Here is a 19088-nt window from a genome sequence, read left to right as displayed (position 1 = left end):
CCGCCCCATCACGCGACACCGACGAGAGCAGACACATGACCGACAGCCCCCTTCCGCCGCTCCGCCCTATGCCAGACGACTGGCGACGGGCACTCGCCGTGGTGGCCCATCCCGACGATCTCGAGTACGGATGCTCGGCCGCCGTGGCCTCCTGGGTGGCCGATGGCCGGCAGGTCACCTACGTCCTCGCCACCCGCGGTGAGGCCGGTATCGACAGCCTGGCCCCCGAACGCGCCCGGTCGCTGCGCGAGGCGGAGCAGCGTGCCGCCGCGGCGGCCGTGGGTGTTTCCACGGTGGAATTCCTCGATCACCAGGACGGTGTGATCGAGTACGGCGTGCCCCTGCGGCGCGATATCGCCGCGGCCGTCCGGCGCCACCGGCCGGAGCTGGTGATCACGCTGAACCACCGGGACACCTGGGCCCATGGTGCCTGGAACACACCGGACCACGTGGCAGTGGGGCGCGCGGTGCTGGACGCGTCGGCGGACGCGGGCAACCGCTGGATCTTCCCGGAGCTCACCGAACAAGGCCTGCAACCCTGGAACGGCGTCCGGTGGGTGGCCGTCGCCAACTCGCCCGCGCCGACTCACGCGGTGTCCGCCGAGCCGGGCTTCGAGCAGGGGGTGCTGTCCTTGCTGCGGCACCGCACCTACATCGAGGCATTGACCGAGGAGGACCCTGAGACGTACGCGCGCCGCTTCCTGGCCGACAGCACCACCGCCCACGGCCCGCGGTTCGACAGCCGGCGCGCCGTCGCCTTCGAGCTGTTCAGCCGGTGACCGAACGCGCCCAGATCTCACACGCCCCGCGGAACCTCGCTCATACCCACGAGACCGTGCCGAGGAAGGACCATCCATGACGTACGAGTCCCCCACCGTTCTGGACGCCGGACCGTCCGACGACGTCGACCCGGACGAGTTCGTCCGAGCGGCCATGCGCTGGCACTTCGACCCGGCGACAGGCTCCCGCTTCTGGCTCGACCGGGCCGATCGGCTCGCCTTCGATCCGCGGCAGGACGTCAAGGGCATGGACGACCTGATGCTCTTCCCCGACCTGACCGACGAACTGCGAGACGTCCCGGTGGCGCACCTGATCCCCCGGGGCTACGGAAGCGACGCCCGGCTGCTCAACGTCTTCGACAGCGGCGGAACGACCGGGGCGCCCAAGCGAGTCGTCCAGCTCGACGACTGGATGCGGCACAGCGCGGAGCAGGTCGACAAGCGCCTCCGGGACCACGGCCTGCCCGTCGGAGCCCACTGGCTGACGGTGGCGCCGACGGGTCCGCATCTGGTGGGTGACGTGCTGCAGCGGGCCGCAGGATCCCTCGGCGGCCCGGGGCTGAGCATCGACATGGACCCCCGCTGGGTGAAGAAACTGGTCGCCGCCGGCCGGAGCGACGAGGTCGAGTCCTACACCGACCATCTCGTCGAACAGTGCCGGCGGATCCTGCTGACCCAGGACATCGGGGTACTCGCCGCCACTACCCCGCTGCTGGAGCGCTTCGCGCGCGAGGACGACCTTCTGGAGCGGATCAACGGCTCCGTCCAGGCGATCATCTGGGGTGGCACGCACATGGACCCCGACACCCGCCACCTGCTGGGCACGGAGGTCTTTCCCGACGTGCCCCTCATCGGCATGTACGGCAACACCATGATGCTCACCGCGCTGCTCGAACGGACAGGTCTCAGCGCTTCGGAGCCCTGCGTGTTCGACCCCGTGTCGCCGTACGTGTTCCTGTCGGTCGTGGACCCCGACACCGGGGATACGGTCGAGGTCGGTGAACGGGGCCAGGTGATCGTCAGCCACGTCAGCAAATCCATGCTCATCCCCAACAACGCGGAACGGGACACGGCCGTGCGCATGCGGCCGGCCGACGGCCAGGCGGGTGCCGCCGTCGCAGACGTCGCGCCGGTGCCCACGGTGAAGGGCGAGACCGTGATCGAGGGCGTGTACTGATGACGGATGCCGAGGTCACCGGACCGGTGTACCTGGACGCGCTGGGTCCCCGCGGTCCGTACCGGACGCGGGTGCCGAGCGCGGTGACGGATGTGTCCGGTGCCGAGGTGGCGCGGCTGAGCCTGGTGCCGCCGGTGTTCGTCGGCCGGGCGCTGGCCGCGCTGCGCAAGGCCGAGGCCGTGCCGGCGGCCGACGTCGACGCACTGCTGGCGGCGGCCGGCGAGGAGTTCGCCACCGGCACCGTCGGCGGACTGGACGTACGCGAGTACGAACACCTCGTCAGCCGTACCTCCGGCACTCCGCTGACGGTGGTGCGCGCCGCGACACGGGGCACGGCCCGATACGTCAGCCGGGCCCGTTCCTCCGCCGAGCAGGGACGACCACGCGGGGCGGTCTCCGACCGCCTGGATCCGTCCCTGGCGGCAGGCCACGCCATCTGGGCCCGCCGGGGACATGTGTTCGCCGTCAACGCCTCCGGCAACCATCCCGGTGTCCACCGGTTGTGGCTCGAGGCACTGGCCATGGGCTACCGCGTCGCCGTGCGTCCGTCACGGCGGGAACCTTTCACTCCCCACCGGCTGGTCGGGGCGCTGCACCGGGCGGGTGTCCGGGAGGACCAGCTGATGTTGCTGCCCACGGACCACCGGACCGCCGACGTGCTCATCCGCGGTGCCGACCGCGCGGTCGTGTACGGCGGCGACGAGGTGGCCGCCCGGTACGCCCACGATCCGCGCGTGCTGCCCCAGGGGCCGGGCAGGACCAAGATCCTCATCACCGCGGACACCGACTGGCGGGAACACCTCGACACGATCGTCGGCTCCGTCGCCGACGAAGGGGGCACCGCGTGCGTCAACGCCACCGCCGTCTTCGTCGAGGGCGATCCCGCGCCGCTCGCCGAGGCCGTCGCGGCCCGCCTGTCCCTGCTGCCCGTTCTGCCGCCCCAGGACGTGCGGGCGGTGCTCCCGGTGTGTCCGCTGGACCGGGCACAGGCCCTCGACTCCTACTTGAGGTCGATGGCGGCGGGGACCCGTGCCTGGCTCGGTGGTGAGGGCGTCGTCGGTGACCTCGGTGACGGAAGCGCCGTCCTGTGTCCCGCCGTCCACCAGGTCGCCGGCTCCAGCGCCGCGCAGCTGCGGACCGAACTCCCCTTCCCCTGCGTATGGGTGGCGCCCTGGAACCGTACGGACGGAATCGCTCCGCTGCGGGACACACTCGTGCTCTCGGCGCTCACCCGTGACGGCGCGTTGCTCGACGCTCTGCTGGCGGAACCCACCATCGCCAATGTGTACGTCGGTGACCACCCGACATACTGGATGGCTCCCGGCGTGCCCCACGACAGTTACCTGTCGGACTTCCTGATGCGTAGCAAGGCCCTCGCCGGCGCCCTATGACAGGCGGTCAGTGGGACATGAGCAGCATCAGGGCCGTCCCCAGCGCCATCGCTCCGTCGCGGACGTGACCGTATGGGTCCGTCGCGGCGGCGCGGTGCGCGGCGTCCGGGACGGACCGCAGCGAGGGCATGGGGCGGGTCAACGACCACATGGCGCACGCCAGGAGATACACCGCCAGCAGCCTGGTGACCCAGGCAGCCGACACCGGTGCGCCGGTGGCATGACCGTAAGCCACGGTGTCGTGCGCGGCCGGGACGCCTCCGGCCAGGATCTCGTGGGACGGCACCGCCCGGCCGTGGTGTGTGCGCAACATCCAGGCCATCGCGGCCATGCCGGCCGCGGACGGCAGCTGGCCGGCGATCTCCGTCACTCTGTTCGCCGTGTGGCGGCGGAGGGCGGTCAGCGGGAACCACAGTGCGGCGAGGGTGAAGAGAACCGTCGTGGACCGGCCGGGCAGCGATCGGCCGAGACTCCAGGGCATGGCCGCCATGGCCACGGACATGGCGAAGTGCAGGAGATGGTCCACCCGGTCACGGCGTCCCGCCCCCGGCGACCGGACGCCGTGCCACAGTGCGTGCACCGCCGCGAGGGCGAAGAGCACCGTCAGCATGAAGTGCACGACGTCGACGGGAGTGTCCATGAGGCGGGTCAGGCGGCGGGACGCGGGGCCACGTCACCGCCGCCGTGGCTGTGAGGGGAGTCGTGCGCTGGTCTCCTGAACGACACCGTGTGCACCTTTCCTGGTCCAGGACCTTTCGCAGTCTTGACCGGACGTGCAGTTGTTTCGTGACACAGCTCGCTCGGCACCAGAAACGAGCAGGTCGCGGGACCGGTGCGGTGCCGTGCCCTGCACGGGATACCGCGGACTCATCGAGTGCCACGGGGTGTGACCTGGACGGCATCGGGAACGATCGTGTCAACAACCCCCGACGCGTCCCCCCTCGACCGCTTGTAGCATGGTGCGCACGAAGCCAGAAGGGACGATCCATGCACGCTGGCGCCCACCCCGACGCCCTCGGTCAAGCGACGAAGGACTTCCTTTCGGCGCGCCCGCGACTCTTCGGCATCGCCTACCGCGTCCTGGGCAGTGCCGCAGAGGCCGAAGACGTCGTGCAGGAAACCTGGCTGCGGTGGCAGAACACGGACCGCACGAAGATCCTCGAACCGGCCGCCTTCCTCACCACGGTGGCCACCCGGCTGGCGATCAATCTGGCCCAGTCCGCACGGGTGCGCCGGGAGTCCTATGTCGGCCCCTGGCTTCCCGAGCCCGTCGACACCACGGAGGATCCGCAGCTGGGCGCGGAGCGGGCCGAGGCCCTGGAGATGGCGGTCCTGCTGCTCCTGGAGAAACTGAATCCTGTGGAGCGCACCGCCTACGTGCTGCGGGAGGCGTTCGACTACCCCTACGGGCGGGTCTCCGAGATTCTCGAGACGAGCGAGGCCAACGCGCGTCAGCTGGTGAGCAGGGCACGCAGGCACCTGGCCGCCGAGCGCAGGGAGCGCGTCGCGCCGGCAGCCCATCGGCGGCTGCTGGAGGTGTTCCTCTCCGCGGCGCGGACGGGCGATCTGTCGATGCTGGAGGACGTTCTCACCGCCGACGTCGTCAGCTACACGGACGGTGGCGGGATCCGCGGCGCGTCCAAGATCCCGGTCATCGGACGGCCGCATGTCTCGCGGTACCTCGTGGCGTTCGCACCGCGCTTCTGGCCACAGGCGGACATCCGGTGGGTCGAGGCGAACGGCCTGCCGGCCGTGCTGGTCTCGTCCGGCGGGCAGGCTGTCGCTCTGCTGTCCGTCGACGTCTCAACGGAGGGTATCGACCGGCTCATGTGGGTGATGAATCCGGCCAAGCTGGCGCCCTACGTGGCCTCCCTGCACGACTGACCCGCCGGCGGGCACCCTCCCCGGCCGTCGGCGGGCAGGCGTCACAGGATCGGTTACTCGTCGGTCAACCAGTAGTCCGGACCCCGGACGCCCCGACCCCAGGACGGACGACGTGACGTGTGGTGTGTGCGGTGCGGTGTCGCTCGCGAGAGAGAGCGCCCCGGCCTGCCCGGCGTGTCCCGCGGACCCGCGCGTCACCACCTTCCGTGCCTCCGGGCCCCCTGAGTACGCGCTCCCGGACGTCCGCCGGAACGCCGTACCACGACCACATCGGAGTCATGCCGTGACCGAGCGTATCCAGTTGCCCACCTTGTCGACCGAGAAGGACTACGACGGGAACGAGTTCTCGCCCATCTACACGACCACCGTGACCGTCCACGGTGGTGTGGCCTCGCACGGGCGGGCCTCCGGCCGGGCACGCTCGTCCGACGGCGCCCTGGACCTCGACCTGCGCATGCCCGCCGAGCTGGGCGGCGACGGTCAGGGAACCAACCCCGAGCAGCTCTTCGCGGCCGGCTTCGCGGCGTGCTTCCACGGCGCGCTGAGCCTCCTGGCACGGCAGGAGGCGCTCAACCCCGCGGCCATCTCGGTGGTGGCGACCGTCGCCTTCGGACGGGATCCAAAGGACGGTGGCTATCTGCTGCGCGTCGATCTGGTGGTGCAGTGGCCCGGTGTCGCTCCCGAGACAGCAACGGATCTGATGGAGAAGGCCGACGCGCTGTGTCCCTACGCGCGCATGGCCTGGAGGGGTACGCCGACCACCATCACGCTCGCCTCCTGACCGGCACGGCCGGCATGCGTCGGCCGTCGCCCCGGGCGGCGGCCGCTCATCACCGGCACATCCGGTCAGGACGGGAACCACAGGTCCGCGTCGGCGGCTTCCTCCTTGCGCACGGCGAAGACGGAGATCTCCTTCTTGTGGAGACCCTGGCGGGGCAGGGCCGTGACCAGAGGGTGATCTCCGGCCGCGCCACCCCGATGGTCCCGCTCCGGGGTCGCGGCCACGAAGAACTCCGCGTTGACGGACCGGTAGTGCGCCCAGTGCCGCGGCAGGTCGTCCTCGTAGAAGATGGCCTCCACGGGGCAGACGGGCTCACAAGCGTGGCAGTCGACGCACTCCGCGGGGTTGATGTAGAGCGTGCGTGAACCCTCGTAGATGCAGTCCACGGGGCATTCCGTGACACACGCCCGGTCCTTGATGTCGACGCAGGGCTGCGCGATGACGTACGTCATCCCTCTCCTCCTCGCCGTCGAACACGCCACAGGACCGGCTCGGGCGGCCGTCGGACTCATCGATACGACCGGGGATGCCGTCTCGTTGTGACACGTGCGCTCTGCCCGGGGTCACCCGCCCCGGAGCCGGGAGGCGCCCGTGTCACAAAGCTCCGCCTGGCCTGGTCGTAGTCGGTGACACCCACAGCGACGGGAGCAATCGTGGCTATCACCGAACAACGACTTTCGACCATGGTCCTCGTGATCGGTACCGGCGGGGCCGGCCTACGGGCGGCGATCGAGCTGGCCGAGGCCGGCGTCGATGTCGTTGCCGTCGGCAAGCGCCCCAAGGAGGACACCCACACCTCCCTGGCCGCCGGCGGGATCAACGCGGCCCTGGCCACGATGGACCCCGAGGACAGCTGGCAGCAGCACGCCGCGGACACCCTCAAGGAGAGTTACCTGCTCGGCGACCCCCGCACTGCGGAGATCGTCACCCAGGGCGCGGCCCTGGGCATCGACGACCTGGAACGCTACGGCATGGCCTTCGCCCGCGAAGGGGACGGCCGCATCTCGCAGCGCTTCTTCGGCGCCCACAAGTACCGCCGCACGGCCTTCGCCGGCGACTACACCGGCCTCGAGATCCAGCGCACGCTCATCCGGCGCGCGAGCCAGCTGGACATACCCATGCTCGACAGCGTCTACATCACCCGTCTCCTGGTCCACGACGGCGCCGTCTTCGGGGCCTACGGCTTCGACCTCAACAACGGCACCCGTTACCTCATCCACGCGGACGCCGTCATCCTCGCGGCCGGCGGGCACACCCGCATCTGGCGGCGCACCTCCTCGCGACGGGACGAGAACACCGGCGACTCCTTCCGCCTGGCGGTGGAGGCCGGGGCCCGGCTGCGCGACCCCGAACTCGTCCAGTTCCATCCCTCCGGCATCATCGAACCGGAGAACGCCGCCGGCACCCTCGTCAGCGAGGCGGCCCGCGGCGAGGGCGGCATTCTGCGCAACGCCCTCGGCGAGCGGTACATGAGCCGGTACGACCCTCAGCGGATGGAACTGTCCACCCGTGACCGCGTGGCCCTCGCCTCCTACACCGAGATCAAGGAAGGCCGCGGCACCGCCAACGGCGGGGTCTGGCTCGACGTCTCCCACCTTCCCCGCCAGACGATCATGAACAGGCTGCCCCGGGTCTACCAGACGCTCCTCGATCTGCAGATGCTCGACATCACCCGGGAACCCATCGAGGTCGCCCCCACCGCGCACTACTCGATGGGCGGCGTCTGGGTCCGCCCCGAGGATCACAGTACGGACGTCCGCGGCCTGTACGCCATCGGCGAGGCCTCCAGCGGTCTGCACGGCGCCAACCGCCTCGGTGGCAACAGCCTCATCGAACTCCTCGTCTACGGCCGCATCACCGGCCAGGCCGCCGCCGCCTACTCGGAGTCGCTCACCGCGCAGCCTCGCTCCGCGGCCGCGGTGGCCCAGGCCCGCGCCGAGGTCGACGAACTGCTCGCCGCCGACGGGCCCGAGAACGTCCGCGCCCTCCAGCGCGCCATCCGCAACACCATGACCGAACACGCCGGCGTCGTCCGTGACGAAGAGGGTCTGCGCACGGGTCTGGCGGAACTGGACACCATCGAGAAGCGCATGGAGAACGTCGGAGTTCACCCCGACATCGCCGGCTTCCAGGACCTCGCCCACGCCTTCGACCTCAAGTCGGCCGCCCTGGCGGCCCGCGCCACTCTCGAAGCGGCGCTGGAACGCCGGGAGACCCGCGGTTGTCACAATCGCAGCGACTTCCCTGACATGGATCCCGCCTTCCGCGTCAATCTCGTCTGGTCCCCGACGACCGGAATCACCCGTGAGAGCATTCCGCCCGTCCCGGGCGAGATCGCGTCCCTCATGGAGGACGTCTCCACCGACGGAAAGCTCGTCGAATAGCGGTCCGTCATCCCGCGTTCCTGCTTCACGGATTTTTCATCGTCACAGAAAACCGGCGCACCCGGTCATTCCTGGTGCAAACCCAATCACACATCTCCCAAAGGATTTCCACTATGAAGGTCGTAGTGATCGGCGGTACCGGACTGATCGGCTCGAAGCTGGTCGCCAAGCTGAACGAGCACGGTCACGAGGCCGTGCCGGCCGCCCCCAACACCGGCGTCAACACGCTCACGGGTGATGGCCTGGCCGAAGTCCTCGACGGGGCCTCGGTCGTGGTCGACGTCTCCAACTCGCCCTCCTTCGCCGACGACGCCGTCATGGAGTTCTTCCGTACCTCGACCACCAACCTCCTCAAGGCGGAGGCGGACGCCGGGGTGACCCACCACGTCGCCCTCTCCGTGGTCGGTACGGAAAGGCTTCAGGAAAGCGGCTACTTCCGTGCCAAGCAGGCCCAGGAGGGGCTGATCAAGGACTCGGGAATCCCGTACTCCATCGTTCACGCCACGCAGTTCTTCGAGTTCATGAAGGGCATCGCCGACTCGGCGACCGACGGTGACACCGTCCGTCTGGCCCCGATCAAGATCCGGCCCGTCTACTCCGACGACGTGGCCGCCGCCGTCGGCCGCACCGCTGTCAGTACCCCAGTCAACGGGGTGGTGGAGGTCGCCGGCCCCGACGTGTTCCAGCTGGACGAGCTGATCCGGAAGGGGCTGGTCGCCAAGAACGACCCGCGCACGGTCGTGACCGACGAGCACGCCCCGTACTTCGGTGCGGAACTGCAGGAGACCACCCTGCTCCCCGGTCCGGACGCGCACATCGCCGAGACCCGTTTCGCCGACTGGCTCGCGCAGCAGCAGTGAGCCGCCGGTGGCGGGCCCTGGGGCAGGGCCCGCCACCCGCGAGGGGGCCTGTCATCCGCACCGCGGCACGACAGGCCCCTTCTTCCTGTCCGGCGCGGCGACGACCGGGACGCCGACACACCTTGCAACCACAGACAACCACCGCAGAGAAAGCCACCCACCATGCTGACGCAACGCGATCAGGCCGTTACTCCCCGCTCAGGCTCGTACCCCGGGGTGACCGGTAATTACACCATCGACCCGGTCCACAGTTCGATCGGCTTCTCCGTCCGGCACGCCATGATCTCCAATGTCCGCGGGAGATTCGACCGTTTCGAGGGCCTTCTCAAACTCGACGGCTCCGACCCCTCCCGTTCCGAGGCGTACGTGAGTGTCCAGACCGACAGTCTGGACACGGGCATCCCGGAGCGCGACGCTCACCTTGGGGGGCCCGACTTCTTCAACTCCGCGACGTTTCCCCTGATGGCCTTCCGCTCCACCGGTATCGTCCCGCTCGGCGACGACGAGTTCCGTCTCACAGGCAGTCTGCGCATCAAGGACATCGAGCTGCCCCTGGACATCGACGTCGTCTTCGGCGGAGCCGGCGAGGACGCCTACGGGCGGCACCGGGTCGGCTTCGAGGGCACGGCCACGCTGCGGCGTTCGGCCTGGGGGCTGGCCTGGAACACACCGTTGGCGACGGGCGGAGTCCTCGTCAGCGACAAGGTGACTCTGACACTGGACGTCTCCGCGATACGGGCCGACCGGGACACGGCGGCCTGACCGGAAGCCGGTGTGGGCGGGACCGCACCCGTTCCGGAACCACCCCGCCCACCCCCTCCCCCGCCTGCGGTCTGCGGCTTCGGCTCCTTCCACCGCGGCCACAGCCGGGTCCGCTCACTCGGCCTGCGCTCACGCGGCGGTTTCCGTCGCCCCCGGCGTACGCGCCGTGCGCCGGCGCATGGCACGGCGCTCCCCTTCCGTCGTGCCGCCCCAGATGCCCTCCACCGGATCCGCGTCGACGGCCCACGCCAAACACTGCTCCCTCACGGGGCAGCGACGGCAGACGGCCTTCGCCTCATCCGTCTGTATCGCCACCGGGCCACTGTTGATGTTGCCTATCGGGAAGAAGAGATCAGGGTCCTCGACTTGGCAAAGCGCCCGTTCGCGCCAGTCCATGGAACACCTCCTGAGGTGAGGGACGGATACGGTCTCGGGGGGGCGGCTCGTCATCAGGGATTGCGAAGACGCGGGTGGGCAGTACACCACCGCTCGTCACTTGAAACGACCGAGCGGTCGACGTGTGTGTGACATCGAAACCGTGCCGGGCTCGTGTTTCCGAAGGCCGGCGAGTAATCCACCGATGTATGCGAAGGCGCCCCCGCCGAGGGGCGACCTGAGCGAGGCCGTTGCCGTGTTCGTTGAGCTCCGGCATCTCTCCGGCATCACGGCGCCCTGTCCCGGAGGCCGGCGCCGCATGAGCTGCTCACGCCGAACGCGGTCAGTCTGTTCGACGGCAAGGGCATCCGGGGGCGGCTGGCGTCCCCGGCCGACCGCGACCGTCATGACCGTCGCGGTCACGTACCAGGGCATTCACCAGGTGACGTGGGTTTTCACCCCGCGTGGGAGCGCCGCCCTCTTCGACTCCGCTCCCGCTCCGCGGCCGTCCCCCGCGTCCGAGACCGGGTTCCTGGGCGACTCGTCATGGACGAGGGCGGTTCCAGGAGCGCAGTTTGTCGGGGTTGAGGACGACCCAGACCTGGACGACACGCGAGCCGGTGATGTCGAGGGTGATGACCGCGGCGACCTGGTCGTCGTAGCGGACGACGAGACCAGTGCGTCCGTTGGCGGGGTGCGTGTGCAAGGTGGTGCGGGGGTGCCGGGCGAGCAAGGTCAGCAGACTCCGGGCGACGCGTCCGCTGCCGGTGACGGGCCGCGTCAGCGCGCGGACCTTGCCTCCGCCGTCGAAGAATGCGATGGCGTCCGGGGTCAGCAGGGACGCCAGGCGGTCGGCGTCCCCGTCGGCGCACGCGTGTCGAACGGCGTGGGCGATCTCGTCCTGCCGGTGTGGCGGCGTCGGCTGTGCGCGCCGGGCCCTGATGCTCCGGCGGGCCCGGTCTGCCAACTCGGCGCATTCCGCGTCGGACCGTCCCACGATGCCCGCGACCGTGCCCGGTGCCATTCCGAACACGTCATTGAGCACGAACGCGGCCCTCTGGACCGGTGACAGCATGTCCAGCGTTCGCAGCAACACCGCGCTGACCTCGCCCTCCAGACCGGAACCGTGCTGCTCCCTCCTCGGCACAGGGCCCTGGGCGTCTTCCCTGCGGCCGGGCAAGGCCAGCCGCGCCAGGCAGATGTCACCGACGACCTGGGTCAGCCAGGCTCGTGGCGCCGTTATCCGCTCCCGCTGGTGATCGGAGAGCCCGTACCACCGCCGGTACGCCTCGTCGGTGACGCGCTCGGCCGCGAGGCGGCTGCCCAGCATCCAGTGAGCGACCTCCAGCAGATGCCTCCGCTCGTCGAGTAACTCCGTGATCGGCAGGCTGTCACCGACAGGCTCCATACCGGGTTCTCCTTCCGAACCGCCCTCCGGCACCACCGTCGGTGCGGTGGCGTGTGCATCTCGCGACTGCCTCATTGTGTCGCCGAAACACACTTTCACGGGACCCCGCTGTCGGTGTTATTCCCCACGGCAATACGGTGAGTCCTGTCGAACAGGCCGCTCATGAAGTGCACTTACCCAGGCGGCCCCTCACATACCCACCTCCCGAAGGGGATCAGCATGCGCAACGTGTTGCGTGCCGCGGCCATCGGTGCCGTGTCCGCAGGGCTCACGCTCGCCATGGGTGTCGCCCAGGCGGCGCCCGGCGGTCCCGGTGTCACCGGCAAGACGCTGGCACACTGGACCACCAGTCGTTGGGACTACAGTCTCCGTGAGATCACCGTTCCTCCCGGTCAGGGGACGGGATGGCACTACCACGACGGCTACCTGTACGCCTATGTCAAACAGGGGACACTGAGCCACTTCGATGCCACGTGCGGGTCGGACGGCGTGTACAGGAAGGGCGGCTACGTGAAGGAACCGCCTGGCGCGAAGCACGGGCACATCGGCCAGAACCGCGGCGCGGTGAATGTCGTATGTCGTACTGAAGGTCCTCTACGTCCTGCCGCACGGCGCCCCCTTCGCCCAGGACGCCTCTGATCCCGGGTGCGAGCCGGAGTAACGGGGCGCACCGCTCCACGGCTGTCACAGCTCCCGCCACTGCCTGGTCAATGCGGTGTCGACGGCTTGCAGCGGCAACCGCTCAAGCCGTGCGGCGAAGAAGGAGGAGCATGGCAGGGACACACGTCAGCCGATGCGTTCGAGTGATCGCTGTTCGAGAGACGTCCGTGCCCAGGCTTCCGGCACAAGCTGAGGAAGGACGAGAGGATGCCCCGAAGCACTGACCGGCAGGCCGATCCCGCCGCCGCCACCGCGTCGCTGGCGGCGGAGGCGGCACTGCTCGAGGGCCGGCTGCACCTGCTCCGAGAGGCGATCGACACGGTGGACGCCCGCATCGACGCGGTCTCCGAGGCCCTCCGGCAACTGCAGCATTCGGTGGCCTGGCCCGCCGACGGCCAGAAGCACCCGGGCGAGACAGAGGGCGCCAGGCTCGATCACTCGAGGCCCGACCGCCCCTGACAGATCGCGCGGGCGGACCCGGTGAATCGCCTGGCCAGTCGATGCGGGCTCTCCGGTGTCCGCCCGCTCCGTTCCCGACCGGCGGGGGCCGCTGCATATGATGTGCGGGTAGCATCCGACGGCGGTGGGCCGGGCTGACGTCGCCGGCACATCGGCGGCCGCGCCGGAAAAAGGGTTGAGGACGAGAGGAACACATGGGCTCCGTGACCCCCAAGGCTCGCAACATCGAGATCACCGCCGAGAGCCTCCGGGAGGACCTGGCCCGGCTGGAGGTTCAGAAGCAGGCGCTGGAGCGGGAACTGTCCGCGGTCACCGCTCACCTTGACTCCGTTCAGCGAGCCCTCAGCGCCCTTCAGGCCCTGATGCCCATGGTCGCTCCGCCGTCTGCGGCACCCGGGTCTGTGGATGTCCGGCCGACGGCGGAGCCGGCGCCCGTGGACACGACCGAGGACGCCGACGCGAGCCGGGCGAGGCCCGACCACGAGGCCGAGGCCGAGGCCGACAGCGCACCGAAGTACGGCAAGCTGACCGAACAGATCCTCAGGTACTTCACCGAAGTCGCGGACACCGACGTCCGTGCCCGCGATGTCGCCGCCGCTCTGGGCCGTGACACCGACAGCGGCAGCATCAACGCCGTCCGGAGCACGCTCGACCGTCTGGTCGGCACCTCCCGCATTCGCCGTGTCGGCCGCGGTCTGTACCGCGCCGCCAAGCCCTGACCGGGGACCGTACTTCGCCGCGCCAGGTGATGGGTGCCGCCGTCACCGGAAGTCAGCACGCCACCTCAGGGCAACGGGTGCTCCCAGCGAGACACCCGTCACCCGGCACGTCACCGCCGGCCTATCCGGCGACGACGTCCGTGGGCTCCTCGCTGCGCCGTGGGGCGCCGCTGGAGACGAAGGCGTCTCTCGGGCGCTGGACCGAGACGAGGGACACGATGTCGCGGCCGTAGAAGGCGGCCGTGGCCCACACCGCGAAAACACGGACCTTGCGTTCCCAGCTGGGTACCGCCAGGACGTGGTAGCCCCGGTGCATCAGCCAGGCCGGGAAACCCTTGATGACCAGGCGCCGGCACTGGAAGATGCCACGGCCCAGCCCCAGCGTGGCCACCACCCCCAGACTGTGGTGCACGTAGTCCTTGACCGGCCGGCCACGCAGTGACGCCAGGATGTTCTTCGCCAGACGCTTGCCCTGGCGGACGGCGTGCTGCGCGTTGGGCACCGTGCGGGCCCCCGGTCGCCCGGCTGCGAGGTCGGGCACGGAGGCATCGTCGCCGGCCGCCCAGACATCCGCCACCACCTCGGTGTCCGTGCCGACCCGGAGATCCGCCCGCACCGTCAGCAGGCCCCGTTCGTCGACCGGGAGGTCGGTGTGGTTGTGCACGATCGGGTTGGACGCGTTGCCCGCCGTCCACACGATCAGGCCCGAGTCGTACTCCTCTCCGTCGGACAGCACCACGTGCCCGTCCTCCGCGGAGACGAGCTGGGTGTTCAGATGCACCCTGCCACCCCGCTTCTCCAGCGAGCGCACAACCCACTCACCGGGCCGGTCGGTCACCTCGGGAAGGATCCGGTCCCGCGCCTCGACCAGGTGGAAGCCCAGTTCTCCCGCATCGATCTCCGGGTAGTGCTTCAGCAGGGCGGTCGCCAGGGCCAGCAGTTCACCGAAGCCCTCCACCCCGGAGAATCCGCCTCCGACCACGGTGACGGTGAGCAGCTTGCGGCGCTCGGGACCGCGCGGAAGGGTCGCCGCACGGTCGAACGAGGTGAGCAGCCGGTCGCGGATCGCCACGGCCTCCTCGACGTGCTTCAGTCCGTACGCCTGGTCGCTCAGCCCAGGAATCGGGAACGTGCGCGTGACGGCCCCCGCCGTCACCACCAGCACGTCGTAGTGGAGGTCGAAGTCCGGCCCGGTCTCCGGCCGGACCGTGACCGTGCGCGCGCTGTTGCGGATCTCCGTCACCGTGCCCGCGATCACACGGGTCCGGTGCAGGTGCCGCCGCAGCGAGACCGCGGCATGCCGGGCCTCCACCGACCCGGCGACCACCTCGGGGAGGAACGGCTGGTACGTCATGTACGGACGAGGGTCGACCACGGTGACGCGTGCCTCACCCCGCCGCAGCTTCTTCTCCAGGCCCCACGCGGTGTAGAAACCCGCGTAACCACCACCCACGATCAAGATCTCACGCACGGTGTCCTCTGTTCCTCTCGGTTTCACCTATCAAGACCGGCCAGAACCACGTGGTGTGACGTGACCGGGAGCGGAACCGGGAATCCCGTACGTGCAACTGGCGGCGCCGTTTCTGGTCTACCCCTTGGATTGGATACCGTCCCTCGTCGCAGAGACACGGGGCGTTTGCAGTGCCGGCCGCCGGATTGCCACACCTGCGCTGTGCAGCGGACCGGCCCGGACGACTGGGGAACGTGTCAGCCCACGGCGTCGGCCCTTTCCGGCAAGTGGACACCGCCGGCCACCCCGTGGCGCCCTTGGACTGCCGTGGGTGAGTCCGTGGTCACCCCATGGCGCGCTTCGTGGCCAACGCCGGGGGCCGGGGTCAGTGATCGCCGTGCGAGCGATTCCCGGCCGTCACGTCCGTCTCGTGGACGAGGTACGTACGGTGGCCGTATTGGATGGTGTGCACCTTCTTGCCACGAGCGGCGCGTGAGCCCGCGACGAGAGGCCGTCGGGGATCTCGGCGGCGTCCGGGCAGCCGGTGCCGTGGACCTTCACCGGCTCGGTACCGGCGGCGCCGACGATCGTCATGCGGCCCGCCGGTACGGTGTCGCGTTCGTGCGGGTGGCAGAGCCACACCTTGCTGCCGCCGAACCAGATCGCGATCCAGTCGTCCTTCGTCCCCGCGACCACGAACTGCTGCCCGGCGTAGGCCATGCTGCCCCGGTCGTTGGTGCGGACGGCCGGGCGGACGGCGGTCGCGAACGGGAGAAGCGCCCGCCGTTCCGTCGGTGCGGCCGGCGCGTTCATCACGCGTTCGCGTGCAGACTCCAGTGCGCCTCCAGGATCTCGGCCACCTCCGCGGGCCGCTGAAGCACGGGCCAGTGATTACAGTCCATCTCGATCACCGCTGACGCGTGCAGGGAGGCACCGAGCTTGCGCCCGAACTCGATCTGACAGGCGGGGTCAAGCGCCCCCCAGAAAACCAGGCACGGCGCCGACACCGCGGACAGCCCCGGCTCCCACTCCGCCCCCATCGTCACAGCCGACCGGTACAGCCTGAGGATGGCATCCTTCATCGGCCCGTCCACGCGGCTCGCCATCTCCCGTGCCAGGTCGATGGGCACGTCGAAGCCGGTCGCCAGGTCGTCGGCGAACGGTTCCGTTTGCAGTTCCTCCATGAAGCGGTCGCCTTCGACCTGGTCCTGCCAGATCTTGGCCAACGGATGCCATACGTATTCGGAGTTGATCGGCCCGTTGCCCCCGGCCCAGGTACGGACCAGATCGGGGCGCAGATAGGCGACGCGGGCGGTGAATATGCACCCCCAGTCGTGACCGACCAGGTCCACCGGCTCACCGACCCGCTCCAGCCGTTCGATGAGCCAGTCCACGTACTCCTCCTTCGTGGCCCCGAAGCCGGCCGGGCGCGCCGCGCCGAAGCCGGGCAAGTCCCAGGCTTCCACATCGGTCCGGGTCAGGTGCCGCCGCACGCCGTCCCATACCCGGTGGGTATCGGGGACGCCGTGAATCAGGATGGCAGGCATGGCAAGGTCCCTTCGTCAGCGGGCGACGCCTGGCGATCGGTGTCGGGAGAGCATCCTGTCACACTGTTATGTACGTGGATCCCCGGGCCTCGCTCATTGTCACACGCCGGCGCCGCGAGGTGGAATTCCGTCGGATCGGGTGACGGGGGCCTCCTGAGGTCACATGATCCGTGCCTGTCCGGTCAGCACTGCTGAGGGCACCGAAGACGAGCCCGTCGGCCAGGGGCGTCCCGGGACCGGGTGCTCCGTCCGCCGACCGTCACGGACGTCGATCCAGCCGATCTCGGCGGTGGTGACGCTATGCCGTGTGAGAAGGAGAATGCCGTATGGACCAGGCCGGTGACGCGGTGCCGATCGCGGATCTGCTCGACGAACGACGGCATCTGCTCAATGTCGCCTACTGGATGCTGGGCACAGGCCCCGAGGCCGAAGACGCCGTCACCGAGACCTACCGGCAGTGGTACAGCCTGTCCGATCTCCAGAAATCAGGCATCACCGACCCAGGCGCCTGGCTGACCGAAACCACGGGCTCCATCTGCCTGGCACGCCTCATCCTGACCGAGCGACTGCACACAGGCCCGGGCGGGAAGGACGGCGATACGGCGGCGGGACTCCACCGGGCCCTGGAGGAGGAGATCAGCGGCGCCATGCTCAACGCCCTGGACGCTCTGTCCCCCACTGAACGAGCGGCGTTCGTCCTCAACGACGTCTTCGCCATGCCACCACGAGCGGTCGCCGACATCGTGGGACGGACGCCACGCGAATGCGTCGAACTCGCCGACCGCGCCCGCCGCAGCCTGCGTAGCAGCCGCTCACACCCCACCACACCACAGCAGCACGACAGGATCGTCCGCGCGGTTTGGCGCGCCTGCACCACAGCCGACGCCACCCATCTGACATCCCTGCTGGCACCCGACGCTACCGCGTTCTTCGACGGCGGCGGCAAGGTTCGTGCCCTCACCCGGCCGGTGCACGGCAATCAGCACGTCGCCCGCACCCTCCTCACCCTCCTGACCCTCCGACCGCACACCACCCTGCACCTCAGCCCGGCCAACGGCCGTACCGCAATCGTCGTACGCCACAACGACCAGGTAGCCGCCGTCATCAGCTTCGACATCGCCAGCCACCACGTCATCCAGGTCTGGGCCGTCCTCAACCCCGACAAACTCCGCACCTGGAACCGCCCCCACACCCCCGGCGCCCCCACTTCCACAGCATTCAAAGACTGAGACGCCTTCACACCGTGCGCCCGGGCAGGCCCAGCGCACAACACTTTTTCGCTGCTCACAACCACTGGTCACGATGACCTGTAACGGATCGGGGATGGCCCTGGTCTATGAAGCAGACAGTTGAAATCAATGTGACTTGTTGTGGCGTGTCCAGGAGTCGGCCGACGGGCGGACCGTCACGCGGCAAGCCATACGAGCGCGCCCGCCGGCAGCACCGATCCGCGGGGAACGGAGACAGAAGGATCATGCATCGTGAGACGCCCTCCATGGGAAGCAACCTGGACGAGGCCGTATCTGTCTTCGTGGAGCTCCGCCCACGTCTGTTCGGTATCGCGTACCGCGTGCTGGGCAGTGCGATGGAGGCCGAGGACGTGGTCCAGGACGTATGGATGCGCTGGCAGAGAACGGACCGCTCGGTGGTGGTGAACCCCGTGGCGTTCCTGTCGAGTGCGACGACCCGGCTGGCCATCAACGTGGCCCAGTCCGCCCGGGTGCGCCGCGAAACCTACATCGGCCCCTGGTTGCCCGAGCCCGTCGACACGAGCAGCGACCCGGAGATCGGCGCGCAGCGGGCCGAGGCACTCGAGCTGGCCCTGCTCCTCCTCCTGGAGAAGCTGAACCCGAGCGAGCGAGCCGCCTACGTACTGCGGGAGGCGTTCGACTACGGCTACGCCGAGATCGCCGAGATACTGGGCCTGACCCCTGTCAATGTACGGAAGATCGTGAGCCGGGCCCGCAAGCACCTGTCGGCCGAGCATCGGGAGTCCGTGGATACGGCCGAGCACCGACGGCTCCTCGATGCCTTCGTCACGGCGGCGCGGACCGGAGACGTTGCCTCGCTGGAGGCCGTCCTGGCCCCGGACGACGTCCGTCCGCCCGGCGGCAGGTCCTCCGGTCCCACTCGCTGTCGACAGGACAGGACGCTGGGCGCCCCGCTGCCTGTCCCGGCGTTCGGGGCGTTGCTCGAAGTCGGTTGACCTGTAGTGACGACTGCGCTCAGACGTGCGCGCAAGCGACCGGATCGGGTGCGGGCCGACAAGGGCTACGCCGCAGCAACCGGTGCTACCTGCGCAGACGCGGGATCAAGGCCATCATCCCGGTTCCGGCAGACCGAGTGCGCAACGGCCTCGGACTCGGTTCGCACGGTGGGCGGCCTCAGTCCTTCGACCAGCACGACTACAACCAGCGGCACGGGGTCGAGCGCCGGATCAACCGGCTCAAGC

The 19088-nt window shown here is 69.5% G+C and carries 17 protein-coding genes and 3 pseudogenes; 13 read left to right on the top strand and 7 right to left on the bottom strand.

The genetic code is table 11. The features are described 5' to 3' along the window. Nucleotides 1–35: 35 nt before the first annotated feature. From ACZ7L1_RS35645 to ACZ7L1_RS35635, 3 genes are all read left to right on the top strand, one after another. Complete coding sequence (locus ACZ7L1_RS35645; protein WP_471443375.1) at nt 36–779, top strand: PIG-L deacetylase family protein; 744 nt, start codon at nt 36–38, stop codon at nt 777–779. 76 nt (nt 780–855) lie between these two features. After that, nucleotides 856–1956 (top strand): phenazine antibiotic biosynthesis protein, encoded by a 1101-nt coding sequence (locus ACZ7L1_RS35640; RefSeq protein ID WP_471443373.1) that lies wholly within the window; start codon nt 856–858, stop codon nt 1954–1956. Next, complete coding sequence (locus ACZ7L1_RS35635; RefSeq protein ID WP_471443371.1) at nt 1956–3347, top strand: aldehyde dehydrogenase family protein; 1392 nt, start codon at nt 1956–1958, stop codon at nt 3345–3347. The genes ACZ7L1_RS35640 and ACZ7L1_RS35635 overlap by 1 nt, the downstream gene beginning before the upstream one ends. Nucleotides 3348–3354: 7 nt before the next feature. Here ACZ7L1_RS35635 and ACZ7L1_RS35630 read toward each other — a convergent pair whose 3' ends face one another. Beyond that, nucleotides 3355–3987, bottom strand: coding sequence for a DUF5134 domain-containing protein (locus ACZ7L1_RS35630; RefSeq protein WP_471443369.1), 633 nt, complete (start codon nt 3985–3987; stop codon nt 3355–3357). Between the two features lie 347 nt (nt 3988–4334). Between ACZ7L1_RS35630 and ACZ7L1_RS35625 the strand changes: the two genes are divergently transcribed. Continuing rightward, on the top strand, nt 4335–5231 hold the full coding sequence (locus ACZ7L1_RS35625) for an RNA polymerase sigma-70 factor (RefSeq protein ID WP_471443367.1): 897 nt from the start codon (nt 4335–4337) through the stop codon (nt 5229–5231). A gap of 283 nt (nt 5232–5514) precedes the next feature. Continuing rightward, nucleotides 5515–6012, top strand: a complete 498-nt coding sequence (locus ACZ7L1_RS35620; RefSeq protein WP_470863971.1) for an Ohr family peroxiredoxin — start codon at nt 5515–5517, stop codon at nt 6010–6012. Between the two features lie 146 nt (nt 6013–6158). Here ACZ7L1_RS35620 and fdxA read toward each other — a convergent pair. Then, a pseudogene (gene fdxA / locus ACZ7L1_RS35615) lies at nt 6159–6464 on the bottom strand (ferredoxin); the annotation flags it as partial. A gap of 231 nt (nt 6465–6695) precedes the next feature. On the opposite strand from fdxA, the gene ACZ7L1_RS35610 reads away from it, so the two are divergent. From ACZ7L1_RS35610 to ACZ7L1_RS35600, 3 genes are all read left to right on the top strand, one after another. Next, a complete protein-coding gene (locus tag ACZ7L1_RS35610; protein ID WP_470864131.1) occupies nt 6696–8396 on the top strand; it encodes an L-aspartate oxidase in 1701 nt (566 codons plus the stop codon). Nucleotides 8397–8509: 113 nt separating this feature from the next. Then, nucleotides 8510–9256 carry an SDR family oxidoreductase gene (locus ACZ7L1_RS35605; protein WP_471443365.1) on the top strand — a complete coding sequence of 249 codons (747 nt, stop codon included), beginning with the start codon at nt 8510–8512 and terminating at the stop codon, nt 9254–9256. Nucleotides 9257–9418: 162 nt separating this feature from the next. Continuing rightward, entirely contained in the window at nt 9419–10018 is a 600-nt protein-coding gene (locus tag ACZ7L1_RS35600; protein WP_471443363.1) for a YceI family protein, read from the top strand. A gap of 129 nt (nt 10019–10147) precedes the next feature. Here ACZ7L1_RS35600 and ACZ7L1_RS35595 read toward each other — a convergent pair whose 3' ends face one another. Further along, nucleotides 10148–10414, bottom strand: coding sequence for a WhiB family transcriptional regulator (locus ACZ7L1_RS35595; RefSeq protein WP_453245522.1), 267 nt, complete (start codon nt 10412–10414; stop codon nt 10148–10150). A 523-nt stretch (nt 10415–10937) separates the two neighbouring features. Further along, entirely contained in the window at nt 10938–11801 is an 864-nt protein-coding gene (locus tag ACZ7L1_RS35590; protein WP_471443361.1) for a sigma-70 family RNA polymerase sigma factor family protein, read from the bottom strand. Between the two features lie 219 nt (nt 11802–12020). Here ACZ7L1_RS35590 and ACZ7L1_RS35585 point away from each other — a divergent pair. The 3 genes and pseudogenes from ACZ7L1_RS35585 to ACZ7L1_RS35575 all read left to right on the top strand — a co-directional run bounded on the left by ACZ7L1_RS35585 (nt 12021) and on the right by ACZ7L1_RS35575 (nt 13639). Next, nucleotides 12021–12462: pseudogene (locus tag ACZ7L1_RS35585) on the top strand (cupin domain-containing protein). A 206-nt stretch (nt 12463–12668) separates the two neighbouring features. Continuing rightward, nucleotides 12669–12920 carry a hypothetical protein gene (locus ACZ7L1_RS35580; protein ID WP_471443359.1) on the top strand — a complete coding sequence of 84 codons (252 nt, stop codon included), beginning with the start codon at nt 12669–12671 and terminating at the stop codon, nt 12918–12920. Nucleotides 12921–13114: 194 nt separating this feature from the next. After that, complete coding sequence (locus tag ACZ7L1_RS35575; protein WP_471443358.1) at nt 13115–13639, top strand: hypothetical protein; 525 nt, start codon at nt 13115–13117, stop codon at nt 13637–13639. A 121-nt stretch (nt 13640–13760) separates the two neighbouring features. On the opposite strand, the gene ACZ7L1_RS35570 is transcribed toward ACZ7L1_RS35575, so the two are convergent. The 3 genes from ACZ7L1_RS35570 to ACZ7L1_RS35560 form a co-directional block, all read right to left on the bottom strand. After that, on the bottom strand, nt 13761–15110 hold the full coding sequence (locus ACZ7L1_RS35570) for an NAD(P)/FAD-dependent oxidoreductase (protein ID WP_471443356.1): 1350 nt from the start codon (nt 15108–15110) through the stop codon (nt 13761–13763). A 396-nt stretch (nt 15111–15506) separates the two neighbouring features. Beyond that, nucleotides 15507–15902 carry a hypothetical protein gene (locus tag ACZ7L1_RS35565; protein ID WP_471443354.1) on the bottom strand — a complete coding sequence of 132 codons (396 nt, stop codon included), beginning with the start codon at nt 15900–15902 and terminating at the stop codon, nt 15507–15509. Next, nucleotides 15902–16636: an alpha/beta fold hydrolase gene (locus ACZ7L1_RS35560; RefSeq protein ID WP_471443352.1), complete on the bottom strand. Its 735-nt coding sequence runs from the start codon at nt 16634–16636 to the stop codon at nt 15902–15904. The genes ACZ7L1_RS35565 and ACZ7L1_RS35560 overlap by 1 nt, the downstream gene beginning before the upstream one ends. 326 nt (nt 16637–16962) lie before the next feature. Between ACZ7L1_RS35560 and ACZ7L1_RS35555 the strand changes: the two genes are divergently transcribed. After that, nucleotides 16963–17865, top strand: a complete 903-nt coding sequence (locus ACZ7L1_RS35555) for a sigma-70 family RNA polymerase sigma factor family protein (RefSeq protein WP_471443351.1) — start codon at nt 16963–16965, stop codon at nt 17863–17865. Nucleotides 17866–18131: 266 nt separating this feature from the next. After that, nucleotides 18132–18734: pseudogene (locus ACZ7L1_RS35550) on the top strand (sigma-70 family RNA polymerase sigma factor); the annotation flags it as partial. Nucleotides 18735–19088 lie beyond the last annotated feature (354 nt).

This window comes from Streptomyces sp. NPDC107546, assembly GCF_055639175.1.
Note: the sequence above shows the minus strand (reverse complement) of the source record. Positions and strands in the feature narration are given on the sequence as shown.